Source organism: Beutenbergia cavernae DSM 12333 (assembly GCF_000023105.1).
Classification (GTDB): Bacteria; Actinomycetota; Actinomycetes; order Actinomycetales; family Beutenbergiaceae; genus Beutenbergia; species Beutenbergia cavernae.
The window spans coordinates 4,422,427-4,441,971 of the sequence record NC_012669.1 but is presented as its reverse complement, the minus strand read 5'-3'; the positions used below and the strand labels follow the sequence as shown (position 1 = coordinate 4,441,971).

Below are 19,545 nucleotides of genomic sequence, written 5' to 3'. Positions count from 1 at the left end.
CCGGCGACCCTTCGCGACCACTCGCCGGCCGCGCTACCCCCGCGGCGTCGGCGGAGCCCCGAGACCGGCCCAGCCGCTCGAGCCGACCTCAGCGCGGCGCGACGACGGCCGCGGCGGCCCGCGCCGCACCGGGGAGCGCGTCGAGCACGCGGCCGACGGCGGCGTCGTCGTGCGCTGCCGAGACGAACCACGCCTCGAACACCGACGGCGGCAGCGCCACGCCCGCGTCGAGCATCGCGTGGAAGAACGCCGGGTAGCGGAACGTCTCCTGGGCCTGGACGTCGTCCCAGCCCCGCGGCCGCTCGTCCCGGAACGCGACGGAGAACAGGCTCGCGGCGCTCGACACGGCGTGCGCGAGGCCGACGGCGTCGAGCGCCTCCGTGAGGCCCGTGCGGACCGCGCGGCTGGTGTCCGCGAGGCGGGCGTACACGGCGTCGTCGGCCAGGCGGAGCGTCGCGAGCCCGGCTGCCACCGCCACCGGGTTCCCCGACAGCGTGCCCGCCTGGTACACCGGCCCGAGCGGGGCGAGCGCGTCCATGATCGCGGCAGGTCCGCCGATCGCGGCGACGGGCATGCCGCCGCCCACGACCTTCCCGAACGTGAACAGGTCCGGCGTCCAGACGGCTGTTGTGCTCGGCCCGGCGTCGGCCGCGAGGGGGTCGTCCCGCCGAGCTCGTACGTCGGCGGCGAGATCGGACACCGGGGAGTACGAGCTCGTCGCCGGGGTACGAGCTCGAGCACCTGACCCCTGGTCGGCGGCCGCAGCGAGCGCGGCGGCGCCGTCGGCGACGTCGTTCTCGACGCCCCACCACCCGGACGGCCCGGTGCGGAACCCGGTCAGCACTTCGTCGCAGATCATGAGCGCGCCGTGCGCGGCGGTGACGCGCCGGATCTCCGCGTTGAAGGTGCCTGGCTCGACGACGCCCATGTTCGCCGGCGCCGCCTCCGTGATGACGGCGGCGATGCGGCCGTCGTGCGCGGCGAACGCGGCCTCGAGCGAGGGCACGTCGCCGTAGGGCAGCACCAGGGTCTCGGCGGCGGTGGCCGGCGTGACGCCGGCCGACCCGGGCAGGGCCAGCGTCGCGAGGCCGGAGCCGGCCGCGGCCAGCAGCGCGTCGACGTGTCCGTGGTAGCAGCCGGCGAACTTCACCACGAGATCGCGGCCGGTGACGCCGCGCGCGAGCCGGATCGCCGTCATCGTCGCCTCGGTGCCCGTGGAGACGAGCCGCACGCGCTCGGCCGGGGGCACCCGCCGTCGGATCTCCTCGGCGAGCTCGACCTCGCCGAGCGTCGGCGCCCCGAACGACAGCCCTCGGGACGCCGCCTCCTGCACCGCCGCCACGACCTCCGGGTGCGCGTGCCCGAGGATCGCCGGCCCCCACGAGCCGACGAGGTCCACGTACTCGCGGCCGTCGACGTCCGTGACGTGCGGGCCGCTGGCGCTCGCGATGAACCGCGGCGTGCCGCCCACGGAGCCGAACGCTCGCACGGGCGAGCTCACCCCGCCGGGGATGGCCGCTCGGGCGCGGTCGAAGACCTCGTCCATCGTGCTCGCTGCGCTCATCGCTGGCCTCTCCTCTCGCCGAGTGCGTGATCCGTCCCCGCGACACGCCGGCCGAGGCGTGCACGCATCACGCACTCGGCGGTGGGGGCGGCGGAAGGTTGCCCCGGATGCCAGCGGCTCACCTGGCACCTCCCGCGCCGGCGGCTCACCGGGCACCTCCCGCGCCGCCGTCCGCGCGCAGCCAGCCGGCGACGTCGAGCGCCCAGTACGTGAGGACCGCGTCCGCGCCGGCCCGCACGATGGACAGCAGCGTCTCGCGCACGGCACGCTCCCGGTCGATCCAGCCGTTCGCGGCGGCCGCCTCGACCATCGCGTACTCGCCGCTCACCTGGTACGCCCACACGGGCACGTCGCTGGCGGAGGCCACGTCGGCGAGCACGTCGAGGTAGGCGAGCGCGGGCTTGACCATGACGGCGTCCGCGCCCTCGGCCAGGTCGAGCAGGGTCTCGCGCAGGCCTTCGCGGCGGTTCGCCGGGTCGAGCTGGTACGCGCGCCGGTCCCCGACGAGCCTCGACTCGACGGCGTCCCGGAACGGCCCGTAGAACGCGCTCGCGTACTTCGCGGAGTAGGCGAGGAGCGCGGTGTCGGCGCGGCCGGCGTCGTCGAGCGCCGCCCGCACGTGGCCCACCTGGCCGTCCATCATCCCGCTGAGCCCCAGCACGTGGGCGCCGCCGTCTGCCTGCGCGAGCGCCATCGCGGCATACCGCTCGAGGGTGGCGTCGTTGTCGACCCGCCCGGCGCCGTCGAGCACGCCGCAGTGCCCGTGGTCGGTGAACTCGTCGAGGCACAGGTCCGCCATGACGACGACGGCGTCCCCCACCTCCGCGATCGCGTCGCGGATGCCCGTGTTCAGCACGCCGTCGGGGTCGTCGGCGCCGGAGCCCTCGGCGTCGCGCGTCGTCGGGACGCCGAACAGCATGACGCCACCGATGCCGGCCTCCGCGGCGCGTACCACCTCGGCGCGCAGCGAGTCGCGGGAGTGCTGGACGACGCCGGGCATCGACGCGATCGGGACGGCCTCGCTCGCGCCCTCTCGGAGGAAGAGCGGGAGCACGAGGTCGCGGGCGTCGAGGCGGTGCTCCGCCGTGAGGCGGCGCAGGGCCGGCGTCGCGCGCAGGCGCCGCGGGCGAGGGCTGCCGGGAGGCAGGACGGTCATGACGGATCCTTCGGGAGGGGTCGACGACGCGGCTCGGGCTCGGGCTGGGGCTCGGGCTCGGGCTGGGGCTGGGGCTCGAACCCGCTGGCGTGCCCGCCCTCGGTTGTGGGTGCGGGTTCCGGGCCGTGTGAGCGTTCACGAGCCCCGGAAACCGCACCCACAGCCGAAGGTGCGGGTGCGGGTGCGGGTGCGGGTGCGGGCGACGGTGCGGGTGCGGGTGCGGGTGCGGGCGGACGTGCGGGGGTGGGGGGAGCGGGTGCGAACGGGGGTGCGCTGAGCGCGTGGGCCAGCGCGGCGACGATCGCGGACGGCGTGGGCTGGTCAGCCGTCACGGCGACCGGGATGCCGAGCCGCGACGCCGCGGCCGCCGTCACGTCCCCGATCGCACACACCCGCGTGGCGGCGGGTGGCGGGCCGAGCAGCGCCAGCAGGTGCTCGGCGGCGCTCCCCGACGTGAGGACGACGGCGTCGACCTCGCCAGCCGTCCAGGCGCGGGCGATCTCGGGTCCGGGCGGAGTGCCGGGCACCGTGCGGTAGGCGGTGACGGCGTCGACGTCCCAGCCTTTCGCGGCCAGGCCTTCGGCGAGCGTCGGCTCGGCGCGCGCCGACTGCGGCAGCAGGACGCGCGTCTCCGGCTCGGGGGCATCCGGGTCGCCCTCGAGCCGGAGACCTCTCGCCGAGGTAGTAGCGGGCGGGTGAGGTAGTGGGTGCGGACCACTACCTCGCCCGCCCGGTGCTACCTCGGTGGTGGGAGCCGCGGGCCACGCGGCGACGAGGCCGGCCGCCGACGACGGCGCGCGGTCGCCCGGGACGAGGTGCACCGGGACGCCGGCGGCGTCGAGCGCCGCCGCTGTGGCCGGGCCGACCGCCGCCACGCGCGTCGCGCCGAGCGCCGCCGCCAGTGTGCGCGCGGCAGGCTCAGGTCCCCCCAAGGTGTGCACGACTGGCTCAGTCGCCGCCAGCGTGCGCGCGGCAGGCTCAGGTCCCCCCAACGTGCGCGCGGCAGGCTCAGCCGCCCCCAACGGGCCCACGACCGGTGAGCCGGCCTCCGGCGCACCTGCGCCGCGCGAGCCTCCAGCCGCTCCGCGCCGGGCAGCTGCGACGAGCGCGTCGACGGTGCGGGGGCTCGTCACGGCCAGCCAGTCGTAGTCGCCGGCAGCCAGGCGACCGAGCGCGGCGTCGAGCGGCGCGACGTCGTCGGGCGGGACGAACGCGAGGAGCTCGGCCCGCAGCACGTGCGCGCCGGCGTCCTCGACGGCGCGGACGATCGCGTCGTCGGGGTCCGTGCGAGGCACGAGCACGGTCCGTCCGGTGAGTGAGCGCTCGCTCACGAGCGTGCCCCGGGTGCCGAGCACGTACTCCACGTTCGAGCACGTCCTCCGGGGGTACGTGCTCGAACGTGCGGTACGTGCTCGCGGCTCGACCGGAGCGTCGCGCGACACCTCACGACGGCGGCCCGCCCGCCTCTATGCGGGCGAGCGCGGCCTCGGCGGCCGCCCGCCCGAGCCCGGCGGCGGCGTCGAGCCGAGCGTCGTCGTCGTCCGGCAGGCCGACGCGGAACGAGCCGCCGAGGTCCTCGGCGTCCTCGCCCACGGAGGTCCGCAGGAGGAGCTGTGACCCGGCGAGCGTGGCGAGCGCCCCGACCGGCGCCGAGCAGCCGACCTCGAGCCGGGCGAGCATCGCGCGCTCGGCGGTGACGGCGAGCCGCGTGGGGGCGTCGTCGAACGCGCGGAGCCCAGCCAGGAGCCAGTCGGGTGCGGCGTCGACGGCCTCGACGGCGAGGGCGCCCTGGCCGGGGGCCGGCACCATGACGCCGGCGTCGAGCGCCTCGGTCACGGCGTCGAGCCGGCCGAGCCGGGCGAGGCCGGCGCGAGCCAGGACGACGGCGTCGAGGTCGCCCTTCCCCGGGGAGATGCGGCTCAGGCGGGTGTCGACGTTGCCGCGGATGTCCACGATCTCGAGGTCCGGCCGGGCGCGCCGCAGCTGCGCGGCCCGCCGGGGCGAGCCCGTCCCGACCCGACCACCCGCGGGCAGGTCCGCGAGTCCCGCGCCCGCCCGCGCGCACAGCACGTCCCGGGGGTCCTCGCGCTGCGGGACGGCGCCCAGGACCAGGCCGGGAGCGGCGGCGGTGGGGAGGTCCTTGAGGGAGTGGACGGCGACGTCGCACCGTCCGTCGAGCAGGGCCTCCCGCAGCGCCGTGACGAAGACGCCCGTCCCACCCATCGAGGCCAGCGAGCCGGTGAGCACGTCGCCCGTGGTCGTGACACGCACCAGCTCGACCTCGACGTCGGATCCCGTGGCAGCCGCGACCCGAGCGGCGATCGCCTCGCCGGCCCACTCGGACTGCGTGGTCGCGAGGGCGCTGGCCCGGGTGCCGACCCGCAGGGTCCGAGTGGAGGTCACGCGGACCAGTGTCGCGCTTTCCTCGGGTGATGTCGAAGTGGTCATTTCCGGAGCCCACGCCGTGAATGTCTGACACGCTGTCCGGACGTCACGACAGAATGTCACGACGACGTGTCACTAACGATTCTGCGTCGTTTCTTCGGTCGGGATTTCCGGCACGAGGGCGACGGCGCAGCTCGCCGCGTGCGGGACAGTCGCCGCGAGCCCGGTCCCGGCGACCCACGCGCCGGTCACGCCCACCCCGGGCAGGCCCGAGGCGGCGGTGAGCACGCGTTCGCGTGCGGCCCGCGCGGCGGGCGTCGGGGGAGGCAGCGCGCCAGGCCAGCGGGTGACGGCGCTCGCGACGACGTCGGCCGGCGCGAGCCCGACGCCGAGGAGCGTCGCGGCGTCCGACGTCGCGCGCTCGACGAGCCACGGCTCGAACGCCGCACCCGCGGGCGGCTCGAGGCGCTCACCGGGCCGCCCGAAGGACAGGCGGACGACGGCGTGCCCGGGCCCGACCAGGTCGCGCACCCACGCCCACTTCGCGTCGACGTGGGTGAGCGCCTTCGCGCGGACGCCGTGCTCGGGTCCGTCAGCGGCCACCAGCACGCCGGTTCCCCGCGGCGCCGCGGCGAGCTCGTCGGTGCGCAGGACGAGCGTGACGAGCGCGATGTCCGCGGCCCGATCCGGGGCGACGGCGGACACGTCGCCGTCGTCGAGACGGGTGTGCGGCGCGAGCAGCGCGGCCGCGGTGGCGGCGTCGGTGGCGAGCACCACCCGCGGCGTGCGGACCCGGCCGCCGGCGACGACCACCTCCCACCCGTCGTCGGCCCGCTCGATCGCCGTCACCGGCGCCCGCAGCCGGACCTCGCCCGCCTGGGCGGCGAGCGCCGTCGGGAGCAGATGCATCCCGCCGACGATCCCGCGCACCGCCGCGCCCGGCGCCGCGCCGCTGCGCAGCGCCCGCACGGCGCCGGCGAGCGACCCCGTGCGCCGGAGCGCCGCCCGGAGCCCGGGCGCCACGGCGTCCACCGCCAGGTCGCGCGGGTCGGCCGCGTGCACGCCTCCCGCGACCGGCCCCACGAGACGGTCCACGACGCGGCGGCCCATCCGCCGTCGGACCAGCCCGGCGAGCGTCTGCTCGCGCGCCCCGACCCGCCGGGGGAGCGCGGCGTCGAGGGCCGCCCGGACCTGGCCACCCGCACCGAGGGCGGCGCGGACGGCAGCGCTCCACGGCCGGCCGGGGATGCCCAGCAGCGCGGGGGCCGGGAGCGGGAACGCGCGCCCGCCGGCCCACGCCCAGGCTCCGCCCGCGGCCGGGTCGGCCGTCGCCAGGCCAAGCTCGGCGGCGAGCGCCGCGACGGCGTCGGTCCGGGTCGCGAACGACTCCGCGCCGGCGTCCAGGCGCAGTGCGGCACCGCCCGGGCCGTCGATCGTGACGGCGCGGAGCGGGCCGCCGACGGCGTCGCTCGCCTCGAGCACGAGCGTCGTCAGCCCGGCGCGCGTCAGCTCGCGCGCCGCGACGAGCCCGCCGATCCCGCCGCCCACGACCACCGCGTCGGCGCGGCGCTCGGCGCCCGGCCCGGCGCCCGGCCCGGCGCCGCGCCCAGCACCCGGCACGGCCCCGCGCGGGGCGCCGTCGTCAGCCACCGTGCACGAGCTCCACGACGCGCGTGAGCACGCCCGGGTCGGTGTCCGGCGGCACGCCGTGGCCGAGGTTGACGACGTGCCCCGGGGCAGCGGTGCCGCGCGCGACGACGTCCCGCACGTGCGCCTCGAGCACCGGCCAGGGGGCGGCGAGGAACGCCGGGTCGATGTTGCCCTGCAGCGGCGTCGCGCCGCCCAGACGCGCGTTCGCCTCGTCGAGCCCGATGCGGTGGTCGACGCCGACGACGGCGGGTCCCGTGCCGGGCGAGCCGGCGGGGATCGCGTCGCGCAGCAGGTCGAGCAGGTCGGACGTCCCCGTGCCGAAGTGGACCATGGGCACGCCGAGATCGGCGACGGCGTCGAGCGTGCGGGCGCTGTAGCGCTGGACGTGGGCGGCGTAGTCGGCGCGGCCGAGCGACCCGGCCCACGAGTCGAACAGCTGCACGGCGCTCGCACCGGCCATGACCTGCGCCCGCAGGAACGCGCCCGAGATCTCGGCCACCCAGCCGAGCAGCGCGTCCCACGCCTCGGGGTCGGCGTGCATCATCGTGCGCGCGGCGAGGTGGTCGCGGGACGGGCGGCCCTCGACCAGGTACGCCGCGAGCGTGAACGGTGCCCCCGCGAAGCCGATGAGCGGCGTCGCGCCCAGCTCCGCGACGGTGAGCCGGACGGCCTCGGTGATCCGGGCGGCGTCGCCCGGGGCGCGCGCGGCGAGCGCACGTGCGGCCGTGGCGTCGCGGACCGGCTCCGCGATCACCGGGCCGAGGCCGGGCTCGATGTGGACGTCCACGCCGGCGAGGGCGAGCGGGACGACGATGTCCGAGAAGAAGATCGCGGCGTCGACGCCGTGCCGCCGGACGGGCTGCAGCGTGATCTCGGCGGCGAGCTCCGGGGTGAGGCACGCCTCGAGCATCTCGGTCCCGGCGCGCGCCGCGCGGTACTCGGGGAGCGAGCGACCGGCCTGCCGCATGAACCACACCGCGGGCCCGACGGGCCGACCGTGATAGGCGGCGAGCAAGGGCGAATTGTCCGGGGACGGCGAAGCGGCGGTGTGGTGATTCACACGTCGATTGTGACGGAGAAACTCCGAATGGTTGAATCGACGCATTGTGCTGCTCTCCGTCTCCGCCTCGCACCGCGACGCCGACCTCGCCGACCTGGAGCGCCTGAGCTCCGGCGTCGGGCGGGTCTGGGCCGACGCGCCGCTCGTCGCGCACGGGCTCGACGGCGCCGGCGTCGTGCTCCTGGCGACGTGCAACCGGTTCGAGGTCTACCTCGACGTCGCCGACGGCACGGACCCCCAGCGTGCGCTGGCCGTGGTCCGTGACCTCGTGCGGACGGTGCCGGAGTCGCCGCTCGCCGCGCCCGGCGCTGACGACGACGCCGCTGGGCCCGGCCCCGACCCGTCGGCCGCCCTGCGGGTGCGGGTGGGCGACGACGCCGCGCGGCACCTGTTCGGCGTCGCGAGCGGGCTCGACTCGATCGTCGTCGGGGAGCGGGAGATCGCCGGTCAGGTGCGTCGCGCGATCGCCGCCGCGAGGCGGGCAGGGACCACCACCGGCGCCCTGGAGCGGCTCTTCGCGCAGGCCCAGCGCACGTCGCGCGCCGTCGAGGCCGGGACCGGCCTGGCGGCCGCGGGCCGTTCGGTGGTCGGGGTCGCGCTCGACCTCGCGGCGCGTTCGGCGCCGCCGTGGCCGTTGGCGCGGGTGGTGCTCATCGGCACCGGGTCGTACGCGGGGGCGAGCCTCGCGGCGCTGCGCGCCCGGGGCTGCACGGACGTGCGGGTGCACTCGGAGTCGGGCCGGGCCGAGGAGTTCGCGCGGGCGCGGGAGGCCGAGGCCGTCCCGCCGGGCGAGCTCCTGACGGCGATCGCCGACGCCGACGTCGTCGTCTCGTGCCGTGGTTCCGTGCGTCCGGTGCTCGACGCCGCGGCGGTGGCCGGTGCGCGGGCGGCGGCCGAGCGCCGCGCCGAGGAGCGGGCCGGCCACGCCGTCGGGACGGCCGTCCAGCCCCGGCCGCTCGTGGTGGTGGACCTCGCCCTGCACCGGGACGTCGACCCGGCCGTCGGGTCGGTCGACGGCGTCGAGCTGCTCGACCTCGGCACGATCCGGGCGCACGCCCCGGCGGCAGCGACCCGCGACGTCGAGCGCGCCCGCGAGATCGTCGACGACGCGGTGGCGCAGCACGCTCTGGTGCGGGCGGCGCGGGAGATGGACCCGGCGATCACACGGCTGCGGGGACGGGTGCGCGAGGTGCTCGACGCCGAGGTGGGTCGCCTTCCGGTCGGCCCGGTGAGCCGCGAGGACGCCGAGCGAGCCCTGCACCGGCTGGCCGCGACGCTGGCGCACGCGCCGACCGAGGCCGCGCGCGAGGCCGCGCGGGCCGGGCGCGGTGAGGAGTACGTCGAGGCGCTGCGGCTCCTCTTCCCGGATTAGCTCGCGCCGGAGGAGTGGCCACGATGTGAGACGCCGAGTCTCGCGTCACGGATGGGACACGATCGTGCATCGATCCCGCATCGATTCGACCGGCTGCCGTGGACGACGCTGCCACGGGCCGGGCAGCGCCCCTACCGTCGTGCCATGGGGTTCCTGGGGGTCGTCCGCGCGCTGATCGGCGCGCCTGTTCGCGCGCGGCGACGCGCGCTCGTCGCCGTCGGTGCGCTGGTGGGTGCCGGCGCGCTCGTCGTCGTGCCCGGCCCGGCACAGGCGTGCGGGTGCGGGGGTGTCGTGACGTCGGAGGCGTACGACGTCGCGATCACGCACGAACGGGTCCTGCTGCAGTGGGACGGGAGCACCGAGCGCCTGCTCATGGAGCTGGACGCGATCAGTGACGCGCCGGAGGCCGCGCTCCTGCTTCCCACCCCGGAGCCCGCCGAGGTCGAGCTCGGCGACCCGGCGGTGCTGGACGCCCTCGACGAGGCCTCCCGCCCGGAGGTGGTACGGGTCTCCGACTGGTGGCCGGAGGTCGGCGGGTTCGGCCTCGACGGCGGCGCCGGCGGCGCACCGGGTGACCCGGGCGTCGACGTCCTCGACCAGGTCGACCTCGGTCCCGTCGAGGCCACCACGCTCGCCGCGCGGGACGCCGGCGCGCTCACCGACTGGCTGGACGAGAACGGCTACGTGCTCAGCGCCGGCCTCGAGAGCGCGCTCGTGCCGTACGTCGCCGAGGGGTGGTCCTACGTGGCGGTGCGCCTCACGCCCGAGGGGAGCGACGCCGTCGCCCTCACCGGGGAGCTCCAGCCGCTCCAGGTGACGTTCGGCAGCGACACGTTCGTCTACCCGATGCGCCTGTCCTCGGCGGCCGAGGACACGCAGCGCGTCCGCACGTACGTCCTCGCGCCGCAGCGGACCGACCGGGTGGACGACCAGGCGGGCGACGCCGAGGTGCGCTTCGCCGGCGAGGTGAGCGCGCAGGACTGGCCGGCTCTCGCGGACGTGCTCGCCGAGAACGACGGCTCCGCGTACCTCACGACGACCGACCAGACCTTCACCGACCCGCCCACGCAGATCTACGCGGACTTCGTGTTCGCGCCGTCCAGCGGCGGCGACGTCCGCGAGGTCGAGACGATCGTCGTCGACCGCGTGATCCTGGGCCTCCCGGCGGGGTGGGTGCTCGTGGTGCTCGGCGTCGGCGTGCTCGGCACGGGAGCCGTGCTCGGGGTGGCCGCTGTGCAAGGACGACGACGGCGGGCCCGCCTTCGCGCGTAGGTCCCGCTCAGACCTGGTGCAGCCCGAGGGAGACGTAGGCGGAGAAGCCGGCGCGCTTCGCGAACCGGACCGGGCGCCGGGCGACCTCCGTGAATCCGAGCTTGCGGTAGAGGCCGAGGGCCGGGGCGTTCGTGTCCTTGATGTCGCGGAGCACGTACTCGTCGTACTCCGGCAGGGCCAGGACGTGGCGCAGCAGCGCCGTCGCGACCCCCCGGCCCTGGTAGGCGGGCGCCGTCGCGACGAACCCGATCTCGGCGAGCCCGTCGCGTGCGCCGTCGTACCCCCCGAGGAACTGGCTCCGGATCACCTGGTAGGAGATCGTGCCGTGGACTCCTCCGAGGTGGCGGCGCAGCTCGCGAGCACGAGGTGCGAAGCACTCCTGGGCCCCGGTCGTGACGGTGGCGACGCCGGCGGGTTCGCCGTCGGCGAGCGCCACCACGAACACGTCGAGCAGGAGCATGTGCTCGAACGCGTCAGCGAGCTGGCGCGGGTCGCGGGAGAAGTACGCGAAGTCCTCGGCGAAGCCGCCCACGAGGACCTCGGTGATCCGGCGTCGGTAGGGCTCGCCGAGCTCGTCGCCGCGCCGGACGGTGATGTGGGTCATGCGGGTGACTCCTTCGTGAGGATCCGGAGGACGACGTCCGCCTCCGGGACGGGGCGCTCCGGGCCGAGAGCGAGACGCATCGTCGTGACGCCCGCGAGCATCGCCAGGTACGCGGTCGTCAGGCGTCCGGGGTGGCCGGCGGAGAAGTCGCCGGAGGACTGGCCGCGCCGCACGAGTCCCTCGAGCGCCGCCCACAGGGAGCCGTGGGCGGCGACGAGCCGGTCGACCGTCCCGGCCGGCGTGTCCGTCGTGAAGCCGTGGTTCACGACCATGACGAACTCCGCCGCGCCGTCGTCCGCCGCGATCCCCGCCAGGAAGCGCTCCGTGAACACGTGCAGCGCCTCGAGCGGGCGGTCCGCCTCCGTGAGCTCCGCCGCGGTCGCGGCGAGACCGTTCGCCGCGGTGTCGAGGAGGTCGGAGAACAGCGCATCCTTCGTGGCGTAGTGGCGGTAGATCGACCCGACGCTGAGACCGGCCTCGAGCGCGATCTGGCGGATCGTCGACGCCGCGAACCCGTGCCGCGCGAAGACGCGCACGGCAGCGGTCTGCACGGCGTCGCGCGTCGAGGCTCGCAGCGCGGCGTTCTGCGCCTCCGTTCGTGCCACCGAGCCCTCCCGCAATGAAATGAACGCAGGTTCATCGTAGCGGGTGGTGCGGGCAGGCGAGTGCCGCGGCTCAGTGGTGGGCGTGGGCGCCGTCGTCCGTCGGCGGGATGGGTTCCTGACCGGGCTCGACCACCACGAACTGGCCCATCATCCCCTGGTCCTCGTGCCACAGCAGGTGGCAGTGGTACATGTACGGCACCGCGGGGTCGGCGTAGTCGGTGAAGCGCATGATCAGCCGGTACTCGACCTCGGGCAGCAGCAGCACAGTGTCCTTCCATCCGGCCAGGGGCGGGGGCGGCGCCGCACCGTCGATCGTCAGCACCTGGAACTGCACGTCGTGCACGTGGACGTTGTGCGGCAGCGACCCGTTGTCGTTGCGGACGTTCCAGATCTCCGTCGCGCCGATCGTCACGACCTCGTCGATCCGACCCATGTCCATGTCCTGCCCGTTGATCGACGTCCCGCTGAACTCCATGGACCGCTCCTGGGTGACGTCCTCGACCCGCAGCTTCTCCACCGCGGCGAGCGCGGCGGGCACGGCCGGCGACGGCGTGAGCGTGGCGGCGGCGCGGAGCTCGAGCACGTCGAACCGGTCGTCCCGGCCGATCATCCCGCCCGGGCCGTCGTCGAACTCGTACGGCTCGGAGCGCAGGACCACCGTCTCGCCCGGCTGGAGCTCCACGATGACCTCCGCCCGCTCCGCCGGTGACAGCACCACCTGGCGGGTGGCGTGCGGCGCGGCGAGCAGCCCGCCGTCGGACGCGATCTGCACGAGGTCCCGGCCGTCACTCATCTCGAACCCGTAGATCCGCGCGCCGGAGGCGTTGAGGATGCGCAGGCGCACCCGCTGCGTCGTCACGTCGAGGTACGGGCCGTAGATGCCGTTGACGATCAGCGTGTTGCCGAGCGTCCCCACGAACCGGCCGTTCTCGCGGCGCGAGGCGCCGTCGTCGCCGAGCAGCATGTCCTGCACGATCACCGGGACGTCGTCGACGCCGTAGTCCCGCGGCAGGTCGAGGGCCGCCTCCTCGTCGTCGTCCAGGATGAACAGGCCGGCGAGGCCGGCCGTGACCTGACCCTCCGTCGCACCGTGCGGGTGCGGGTGGTACCAGAGCGTCGCCGCGTGCTGCCGGATCGCCCAGGTCGGGGTGCGCTCGCCGCCGGGCGGGATCCGCTGGTGCGGGCCGCCGTCCATGATCGCCGGCAGGTGCATGCCGTGGAAGTGGACGGTCGTCTCCGCGTCCAGCTCGTTGCGTGCCCGCACGCGCACCTGCTCGCCGCGCTTCGCGCGCAGCGTGGGCCCGAGGTAGTCGCCGTCGTAGCCCATCGTGGCGGTGGTCGTGCCCGGAAGGAACTCGCGAGATCCGGGCCGCGCCGTCAGCGCGAACGTCCGGACGCCGTCGTCGTCCATCTCCGACGGCGCGAGCGGCGGGATCGCGAGCGGCGTCGTCAGCGGCACCTGGCCGACCTCGTCGCGCGGGCCGTCGAACGCACCGCCCGCGAACGAGCAGCCGGAGACGACGGCGGCCGTTCCCACGGCGGTGCCTCCGGCCATCAGGCCGAGCATCGTGCGTCGTGAGAGCCTCATCGCCGGGCCTCCCGTCGTGCGCGCGCCCGGGCGGCGAGCACCGGCACGAGCACGGCCCCGAGCACCGCGAGCACCTCCGGGGCGAAGCGGAGCACGAACGGCACGGGTGCCGCCGCGCCGGTGGCGGCGAGCGTCAGCGCGCGGAAGGCGCCGATGACGGCGGTGGCCAGGAGCCAGCCGCCGAACAGGCCGGCGATCGCGAGGCCGAGGGAACGCATGAGGGGTCTCCGTGAGGCAGGGGATGTGTACTGCCTCGACGCTATGGACGGGGCCGAGCCGCGTCGTCGGGCCGGGAGCGACTCCTTCCGCGCCGCGGCGTCGTCCCCTGTGGTGAGGCGATGTCGCCCCGGAGCGACATCGCCGTGCGACCCCCGGCCGACGCGCGCGCCGTCCCTCGTCCCTACGCTGGAGCGATGGCACCCGACGAGACGGAGGGCGGCGACGTCGTGACCCCCGCCGCGGCGCGGCCTGCCCCGCCCGCGGCCGACCGGGTCGGAGCCCCGCGCGTCACACCGCTCGACGTGATCCTGGCGGTCGCCGTCACGGCGACGGTCGCCGCGGCCATCGCGACCTCCCGGGAGGAGGTCGCCGGCTCGCCGGCGCTGGGCTACGTCTTCGCCGCGGCGTTCGGCGCCCTCATGTTCGTGCGACGTACCCAGCCGGTGATCGTCGTCGTCGCCACGAGCCTCGGCCTCATCTGGTACTACGCGAGCGGCCTGCCCTCGATCGGCCTCGCGGTGCCGGTGGCGGCCGCCCTGTACTCCGCTGCCGAGGCGGGCCGGACGCTCGTGGCGATCCTCGCCGCCGTCGCGCTCCTGCTCTTCACGTACGCCTACCGGATCGGGGCGGGCCAGGACGCCGCCTACCTCCTCGGCTACGAGCTCGCCACGAACGTCGCCATCATGGCGGCGGCGATCGCGCTGGGGGACGGGCAACGGTCACGGCGACGCCTGCTCGCCGAGCAGCGGGAGGTCGCCCGGCGGCGGGAGGCGGAGCGCGAGGCGGAGGCGGCCCGCCGGGTCGCCGACGAGCGGCTGCGGATCGCGCGCGACCTGCACGACTCGGTCGGGCACACGGTGGTCGCCGTGTCGCTGCACGCCGACGTCGCCGCGGAGGCGCTCGCGGCCGGCGAGCCGGACGCCGCGGCCCGCTCCCTTGCGCTCGCGCGATCAGCGGCCGCCGACTCGATGCGAGAGCTCCGAGCGAGCGTCGGCCTCCTGCGCGACGGCGGTGCGCACCTCGACCTCGATCGTGTGCTGCTCGCGGCGCGTGACGGCGGGCTCGTGGTGGACGCCGACGTCGACGCCGGGTTGGCGGACAGCGTTCCGCCGGAGGTGTGGGCCGCCGGCGTGCGCATCGTCCAGGAGTCGCTGACGAACGTGCTGCGGCACTCGGGTGCCGAGCACGTGAGCGTCGCCGTGCACGAGGCGGACGACGTCGTGGAGCTCGAGGTGCGTGACGACGGTGCCCGTGCGGCAGCGACCGGGAGCGAGGCCGCGTCCCAGCCGTCGGGCGGGCACGGTATCCGAGGGATGCGCGAACGCGCCGAGGAGCTCGGCGGCACGCTCGACGCCGGCCCTCCCGGAGGCGGGGACGGCTGGGTGGTGGCCGCCGTCCTGCCGCTGCCTCCGCCGTCGGCGGACGGAACGGAGGAGAACCCATGACGATCCGGGCCGTGGTGGTCGACGACCAGGCGCTCGTGCGCTCCGGGCTGCGCGCCCTGCTCGAGCGCGCGGAGGACATCGAGGTGGCGGGCGAGGCCGACGACGGCGCCTCCGGGGTCCGCCTCGTCCGCGAGCTGCGGCCCGACGTCGTGCTCATGGACATCCGCATGCCCGGCGTCGACGGGCTCGAGGCCACCCGCCGGATCGTCGCCTCGCCGGAGCTGCGCGACGTACGCGTCATCGTCCTCACCACGTTCGACGACGACGAGCTCGTGCTCGGCGCGATCCGCGCCGGCGCCGCGGCGTTCCTCCTCAAGGACGCGTCGCCCGAGGACCTGCGTGCCGCCGTGCGCGTGGTCGCGGCCGGGGACGCGCTCCTCGCGCCGGCGGTGACCCGCACCGTCCTCGCGCGGGTGGCCGCGTCGACGGGCGTGGACGCCGACGCCACCGCACGCCTCGACCGCATCACCGACCGCGAGCGTGAGGTGCTCGCCGCCGTCGCACGCGGTCTGTCCAACGACGAGATCGCCGGCGAGCTGTTCCTCTCGCCGGCGACGGCGCGCACGTACGTCTCGCGGCTCCTCACCAAGCTCGACGCGCGCGACCGGGCCCAGCTCGTGGTGCTCGCGTACGAGGCGGGCCTCGTCGTCCCGGGCGGTGGATGAGCGCCGCGCCGGGATCGGCCCGTCGCATAGGGTCGTGCGACCCGGCCGACCGGCGCGCACGTCGCCGGCAGGGCCTCACCGACGAAGGGGGAGTGCGCCATGGGCGGCTGGCTCGACGAGCTGCGGCGGCACGAGGAGACGGCCACGTGGCTCGGGGTGCTCGACGACGCCCCGGAACTCGCCGCACCGGTGGAGCTCCCCCGGGGGGGCTGACGCCGTCGCGCGCCTCCTCGAGATCGGCGTGCCGCACGAGGACGTCAATCCGATGCTCGCCGCGGCGCCGGTGCCCGGGACGGACGCCTGGTGGGTGCTCGAGCGGTCCGTCGCGCTGGTCCTCGGCGAGCTCGGCGAGGTGCGCACCCCGCCGCGGCTCCCCCGGCTCGACGACGGCGTCGCCCCGGTGGAGCGCTACCTGTACGCCTGGGTGTACGCGGCGTGCGTGCCCGCGCTGCGCCGGTGGCACGCCGAGCGGCGCATCGACGGCGCGATCACGACCGCGAGCCTGGTCGACGTCGGCCGGCAGATGGTGCACACCCGGCGACGCCAGGGGACCGGCGGCCTGTGCGAGAACACCGCGTGGCCCGGGTTCACGCTCGGCGGGTCGCTCGTCCAGCTCGGCCGGCTCCAGTTCGAGCGGACGCGGGTGGGGCGCACGACCGCGGCGGAGATGACGGCGTCGGGCCGGCCGACCGAGCCGGGCACGCCGGTGCTCGGCGTGCACGTGCCGGACTTCAGCGGGCCGCTCGACCCGGCGGAGTGCGACGCGTCGTTCGCGCTCGCCCGCGGCTTCTTCGCGGAGCACTTCCCGGAGGAGCGGTACGACGTCGCGATGTGCCACTCGTGGCTCCTCGCGCCGCAGCTCGCCGACTACCTGCCGGCGTCGTCGAACGTGCTGGCGTTCCAGCGCCGGTTCACCGTCACCCAGCGCGACGGCGAGCCCCATGACGACTCGTTCTTCACGTTCGTCTTCGGGCGGCCGGCCGGCGACATCGACTCGCTCCCGCAGGACACGGCGGTGCAGCGGGCGCTCGTCGCGCACCTCCGGTCCGGCGAGCACTGGCACGACGGTCACGGCTGGCTCGCGCTCTGACGCGCGCGGCACCGTCGTGAGGCGACCTCGACGCGTCCCTACCGGCTCCTAGCCGCGCAACGGCGCGAGGGTGGCCGCGATGCGGGCGTGAACGGCCGCATCGACGGGCACCCCCGCGCGCCGCAGGGCCAGGACGGCGGTCCCGATCACGCCGTCGTCCACCGCCCGCACGTCCTGGGTCGGCCACGCCGCCCGGACGGTCGTCGCGAGGCGTTCCTGCTGGGCGAGGACGCTGCCGCCGAGCACGAGCGGCCCGGTCACGCCGGGCGTGAGGACCGCCCGCAGCGTGCGCACGAGGAGCGCCCCGGCCTCGGCCACGATCTGGTCAGCGGTCGGGTCGCCCTCCACGGCGAACGCGAGCGGGGCGAACCGGGCGAGCGTGACGGGCAGGGCCCGGTACAGCTCGCGGGTGATGGCGATCGCGGCCGCGGACTGCCCGCTGGGGTCCGTCCCCTCCGGCGGGGTCAGACGCAGCTCGTCGAGCACGAGCTGCGTCAGCGCCGTCGGCGGGCGCCGACCGTCCACGGCCGCGAGCGCGGCACGGACCACGCGCGCGCCGATCCAGAACCCTGAGCCGTCGTCGCCCAGCAGCCAGCCCAGCCCGTCCGCGACGCCGTCGAGCCGGCCCGAGCGCACCCGGACGGCGATGGCACCCGTGCCCGCGACGAGCGCGTACCCGGCGTCGTCGACCCCGCCGGACAGGAACGCGGCCAGCAGATCCGCCTCCACGGCGACGTCGGTCGGCAGTCCGACGTGCGCGAGAGGCTGCACGAGCCAGTCCGTCGGCCCGCGCGTGTCGGCACCGGCCATCGCGGCGACGACCGACGAGATCTCCTCGGCCGGCAGGCCGGCGGCGTCGAGCGCATCTCGCGCGGCGGCGGCGACCGCCTCGCCCGCGCGCTCGGGTCCGGCCGAGATCGGGTTCCCGCTCCCGGACCGGCCGTACCCCAGGCAGGTGCCGTCGTCGCGGACGACGACGGCGCGGGTGGAGGTTCCCCCCGCGTCGACGGCGAGGTGCACCCCGGTGTGCGTGGAAGGTCCCGGCATCTCGGATGTGTTTCCCTTCGGTAACGACTCGGCGACATCGCCTGCGAGGGGTTGACGCTCGTGGGGGCTGAGAATACCTTTCACCGCAACCCACGCTGGCGTGAGAGGGATTTTCATGGTGTCGGACCTGTTGTCTCCTGCGGAGAGCGCGATCGGCGTCTCCGAGCGGATCCAGGCGCACCACTCCGGCATGTCCTCCGCGATGCTCAAGATCGCCGGTCTCCTGCTGGCCGAACCGACAGCTCCGCTCGAGCTGTCGATCACGGAGCTCGCGGACCGCGCCGGCGTCTCCGCCGCCACGGTCACCCGATTCTGCCGTGAGATCGGCTACCCCGGGTACGTTCAGCTCCGCGTCGCCGTCGCCGCCGACCGCGGACGCGGGGTCACTGCCGACGTCGACACGTGGCGTCTGGAGGTGGGCCGCACGCTCGACCCGGACGACACGCCGTCGGACGTCCTGCGCACGCTGCTCAACGCGCACGTCCGCTCGCTGCGGGCCACGGCCACCCAGCTGGACCTCGTGCAGTGCGCCTACGTCGCCGCGGCGATCTCCCGGTGCCGGCACCTGGACATCTACGGCACCGGCGGCAGCGCCACCATGGCCGAGGAGATGACCGGGAGGCTCTACCGGATCGGCATCGAGACGCACTGGTGGAGCGACGTCCACAACGGCCTCTCGAGCGCCTCGATCCAGGACAAGGACTGCGTCGCCATCGGCATCTCGAACAGCGGGCGCACCAAGGAGACCATCGAGATGGTCGCCGAGGCCAAGGCCGCGGGGGCGTTCACCGTCGCGATCACGAGCCGGGTGGCCTCTCCGCTCGGCCAGCTCGCCGACGCGTGCCTCGTCGCGTCGGTCCCGGCGCGCTACCTCCACCCCGCCGACCTGTCGGCCAAGCACTCGCAGCTGTTCGTGCTCGACCTGCTCTACCTCCTGGTCACCCAGGAGAACTACACCGAGAGCATCTCCAAGATCGCCGTCTCCGGCCGCGCCGTGGCCAGCCACCGCCGTCCCGAACCCGCGGGCCGCACCGATGAAGGGACCACCCGTTGACGAACTCCCCGACGACGACCTCGCAGTTCACGCACGAGGTCACCGCCCGGATCGAGCGCCTGCGTGAGCAGGCCGAGGCGGGCGGGTTCGACGCCGCCATCGACCTGATCGTCTCCACGCTCGACGGCGGAGGCGTCATCCAGGCGTTCGGCACCGGCCACTCGGAGGCGTTCGCGATGGAGATCGCCGGCCGCGCCGGCGGGCTCATCCCCACCACGCGGATCGCGCTGCGCGACGTCGTCCTGCACGGTCCCCGGGACGTCGAGGTCCTCCACTCGGGCATCCTCGAGCGCGACGTCGACGTCGTGAGCGACCTGTGGGACGCGTCGATCATCCACCCCGCCGACCTGTTCGTGATCGCGTCGAACTCCGGCGTGAACGGGTCGATCGTCGGGATGGCGCTCGCGGCGAAGGAGCGGGGGCACGCCGTCATCGCCGTCACCAGCCTCGAGCACACGGGGGCCGTGACACCCAAGCACCCGAGCGGGAAGCGGCTGTCCGAGATCGCCGACGTCACGATCGACAACCTCGCGCCGTACGGCGACACCACCCTCACGATCGGGGAGGGGATCGGCGTCGGGGCGGTCTCGTCCCTCACCGCTGCGTTCATCGCGCAGCTCCTCACCATCGGCGTCGCCGAGCGCATGGCCGCGCGCGGCGACGTCCCGCCCGTATACATCTCCGCGAACATCCCAGGAGGCGACGACCACAACAACGCCCTGGAGAACCGCTACGCCGGGAAGATCCGGCGCGGAGCCTGACCCGCGCG

General features: G+C 75.7%; 18 protein-coding genes and 1 pseudogene. 8 read left to right on the top strand and 11 right to left on the bottom strand.

Features of this window, described 5'->3' with window-relative positions; genetic code table 11:
* Positions 1–88: 88 nt before the first annotated feature.
* The 6 genes from hemL to hemE all read right to left on the bottom strand — a co-directional run bounded on the left by hemL (position 89) and on the right by hemE (position 7,860).
* Positions 89–1,564: a glutamate-1-semialdehyde 2,1-aminomutase gene (gene hemL, locus BCAV_RS20210; protein WP_015884493.1), complete on the bottom strand. Its 1,476-nt coding sequence runs from the start codon at positions 1,562–1,564 to the stop codon at positions 89–91.
* A 145-nt stretch (positions 1,565–1,709) separates the two neighbouring features.
* Positions 1,710–2,720 (bottom strand): porphobilinogen synthase, encoded by a 1,011-nt coding sequence (gene hemB, locus BCAV_RS20205; RefSeq protein WP_015884492.1) that lies wholly within the window; start codon positions 2,718–2,720, stop codon positions 1,710–1,712.
* Positions 2,717–4,084, bottom strand: a complete 1,368-nt coding sequence (locus tag BCAV_RS23555) for a uroporphyrinogen-III synthase (RefSeq protein WP_015884491.1) — start codon at positions 4,082–4,084, stop codon at positions 2,717–2,719. The genes hemB and BCAV_RS23555 overlap by 4 nt, the downstream gene beginning before the upstream one ends.
* A gap of 79 nt (positions 4,085–4,163) precedes the next feature.
* Complete coding sequence (gene hemC / locus BCAV_RS20195) at positions 4,164–5,168, bottom strand: hydroxymethylbilane synthase (RefSeq protein ID WP_015884490.1); 1,005 nt, start codon at positions 5,166–5,168, stop codon at positions 4,164–4,166.
* A 72-nt stretch (positions 5,169–5,240) separates the two neighbouring features.
* Positions 5,241–6,755, bottom strand: coding sequence for a protoporphyrinogen/coproporphyrinogen oxidase (locus tag BCAV_RS20190; RefSeq protein WP_015884489.1), 1,515 nt, complete (start codon positions 6,753–6,755; stop codon positions 5,241–5,243).
* Positions 6,748–7,860 carry a uroporphyrinogen decarboxylase gene (gene hemE / locus BCAV_RS20185; RefSeq protein ID WP_015884488.1) on the bottom strand — a complete coding sequence of 371 codons (1,113 nt, stop codon included), beginning with the start codon at positions 7,858–7,860 and terminating at the stop codon, positions 6,748–6,750. The genes BCAV_RS20190 and hemE overlap by 8 nt, the downstream gene beginning before the upstream one ends.
* Here hemE and BCAV_RS20180 point away from each other — a divergent pair.
* Both BCAV_RS20180 and BCAV_RS20175 read left to right on the top strand, forming a co-directional pair.
* Positions 7,847–9,187 (top strand): glutamyl-tRNA reductase, encoded by a 1,341-nt coding sequence (locus BCAV_RS20180; RefSeq protein WP_083770114.1) that lies wholly within the window; start codon positions 7,847–7,849, stop codon positions 9,185–9,187. The two genes, hemE and BCAV_RS20180, sit on opposite strands and share 14 nt — an antisense overlap.
* Before the next feature lie 144 nt (positions 9,188–9,331).
* Positions 9,332–10,459 carry a DUF2330 domain-containing protein gene (locus tag BCAV_RS20175; protein WP_015884486.1) on the top strand — a complete coding sequence of 376 codons (1,128 nt, stop codon included), beginning with the start codon at positions 9,332–9,334 and terminating at the stop codon, positions 10,457–10,459.
* Between the two features lie 7 nt (positions 10,460–10,466).
* Here BCAV_RS20175 and BCAV_RS20170 read toward each other — a convergent pair whose 3' ends face one another.
* The 4 genes from BCAV_RS20170 to BCAV_RS20155 all read right to left on the bottom strand — a co-directional run bounded on the left by BCAV_RS20170 (position 10,467) and on the right by BCAV_RS20155 (position 13,474).
* A complete protein-coding gene (locus tag BCAV_RS20170) occupies positions 10,467–11,063 on the bottom strand; it encodes a GNAT family N-acetyltransferase (RefSeq protein ID WP_015884485.1) in 597 nt (198 codons plus the stop codon).
* Positions 11,060–11,668, bottom strand: coding sequence for a TetR/AcrR family transcriptional regulator (locus BCAV_RS20165; RefSeq protein WP_015884484.1), 609 nt, complete (start codon positions 11,666–11,668; stop codon positions 11,060–11,062). Before BCAV_RS20165 ends, BCAV_RS20170 begins: the two co-directional genes overlap by 4 nt.
* Positions 11,669–11,738: 70 nt before the next feature.
* Positions 11,739–13,256 (bottom strand): multicopper oxidase family protein, encoded by a 1,518-nt coding sequence (locus BCAV_RS20160; RefSeq protein ID WP_015884483.1) that lies wholly within the window; start codon positions 13,254–13,256, stop codon positions 11,739–11,741.
* A complete protein-coding gene (locus BCAV_RS20155) occupies positions 13,253–13,474 on the bottom strand; it encodes a hypothetical protein (RefSeq protein ID WP_015884482.1) in 222 nt (73 codons plus the stop codon). The genes BCAV_RS20160 and BCAV_RS20155 overlap by 4 nt, the downstream gene beginning before the upstream one ends.
* 195 nt (positions 13,475–13,669) lie before the next feature.
* Here BCAV_RS20155 and BCAV_RS20150 point away from each other — a divergent pair, with 195 nt between their 5' ends.
* From BCAV_RS20150 to BCAV_RS23545, 4 genes and pseudogenes are all read left to right on the top strand, one after another.
* Positions 13,670–14,920 (top strand): sensor histidine kinase, encoded by a 1,251-nt coding sequence (locus BCAV_RS20150; RefSeq protein WP_015884481.1) that lies wholly within the window; start codon positions 13,670–13,672, stop codon positions 14,918–14,920.
* Positions 14,917–15,585, top strand: coding sequence for a response regulator transcription factor (locus tag BCAV_RS20145; RefSeq protein ID WP_015884480.1), 669 nt, complete (start codon positions 14,917–14,919; stop codon positions 15,583–15,585). The genes BCAV_RS20150 and BCAV_RS20145 overlap by 4 nt, the downstream gene beginning before the upstream one ends.
* Positions 15,586–15,808: 223 nt before the next feature.
* Positions 15,809–16,144, top strand: a pseudogene (locus BCAV_RS23550) (acyltransferase domain-containing protein); the annotation flags it as partial.
* Entirely contained in the window at positions 16,145–16,675 is a 531-nt protein-coding gene (locus BCAV_RS23545) for a hypothetical protein (RefSeq protein ID WP_280956305.1), read from the top strand.
* A 48-nt stretch (positions 16,676–16,723) separates the two neighbouring features.
* Here the strand turns inward: BCAV_RS23545 and BCAV_RS20135 are convergent, their stop codons facing one another.
* The gene (locus tag BCAV_RS20135) at positions 16,724–17,722 is read right to left on the bottom strand and encodes an N-acetylglucosamine kinase (protein WP_015884477.1); all 999 of its coding nucleotides are present in this window, start codon (positions 17,720–17,722) and stop codon (positions 16,724–16,726) included.
* A gap of 115 nt (positions 17,723–17,837) precedes the next feature.
* Between BCAV_RS20135 and BCAV_RS20130 the strand changes: the two genes are divergently transcribed.
* Both BCAV_RS20130 and BCAV_RS20125 read left to right on the top strand, forming a co-directional pair.
* Complete coding sequence (locus BCAV_RS20130; RefSeq protein ID WP_015884476.1) at positions 17,838–18,776, top strand: MurR/RpiR family transcriptional regulator; 939 nt, start codon at positions 17,838–17,840, stop codon at positions 18,774–18,776.
* Positions 18,773–19,537 carry a sugar isomerase domain-containing protein gene (locus BCAV_RS20125; RefSeq protein ID WP_015884475.1) on the top strand — a complete coding sequence of 255 codons (765 nt, stop codon included), beginning with the start codon at positions 18,773–18,775 and terminating at the stop codon, positions 19,535–19,537. Before BCAV_RS20130 ends, BCAV_RS20125 begins: the two co-directional genes overlap by 4 nt.
* Positions 19,538–19,545: the final 8 nt, after the last annotated feature.

Bases quoted from the DNA above. Each gene is read 5' to 3' on its own strand.
- hemL (WP_015884493.1), bottom strand. From the start codon at position 1,564: ATGAGCGCAGCGAGCACGATGGACGAGGTCTTCGACCGCGCCCGAGCG.
- hemB (WP_015884492.1), bottom strand. From the start codon at position 2,720: ATGACCGTCCTGCCTCCCGGCAGCCCTCGCCCGCGGCGCCTGCGCGCG.
- hemC (WP_015884490.1), bottom strand. From the start codon at position 5,168: ATGACCACTTCGACATCACCCGAGGAAAGCGCGACACTGGTCCGCGTG.
- hemE (WP_015884488.1), bottom strand. From the start codon at position 7,860: ATGCGTCGATTCAACCATTCGGAGTTTCTCCGTCACAATCGACGTGTG.
- BCAV_RS20175 (WP_015884486.1), top strand. From the start codon at position 9,332: ATGGGGTTCCTGGGGGTCGTCCGCGCGCTGATCGGCGCGCCTGTTCGC.
- BCAV_RS20170 (WP_015884485.1), bottom strand. From the start codon at position 11,063: ATGACCCACATCACCGTCCGGCGCGGCGACGAGCTCGGCGAGCCCTAC.
- BCAV_RS20160 (WP_015884483.1), bottom strand. From the start codon at position 13,256: ATGAGGCTCTCACGACGCACGATGCTCGGCCTGATGGCCGGAGGCACC.
- BCAV_RS20155 (WP_015884482.1), bottom strand. From the start codon at position 13,474: ATGCGTTCCCTCGGCCTCGCGATCGCCGGCCTGTTCGGCGGCTGGCTC.
- BCAV_RS20150 (WP_015884481.1), top strand. From the start codon at position 13,670: ATGGCACCCGACGAGACGGAGGGCGGCGACGTCGTGACCCCCGCCGCG.
- BCAV_RS20145 (WP_015884480.1), top strand. From the start codon at position 14,917: ATGACGATCCGGGCCGTGGTGGTCGACGACCAGGCGCTCGTGCGCTCC.
- BCAV_RS20135 (WP_015884477.1), bottom strand. From the start codon at position 17,722: ATGCCGGGACCTTCCACGCACACCGGGGTGCACCTCGCCGTCGACGCG.
- BCAV_RS20130 (WP_015884476.1), top strand. From the start codon at position 17,838: ATGGTGTCGGACCTGTTGTCTCCTGCGGAGAGCGCGATCGGCGTCTCC.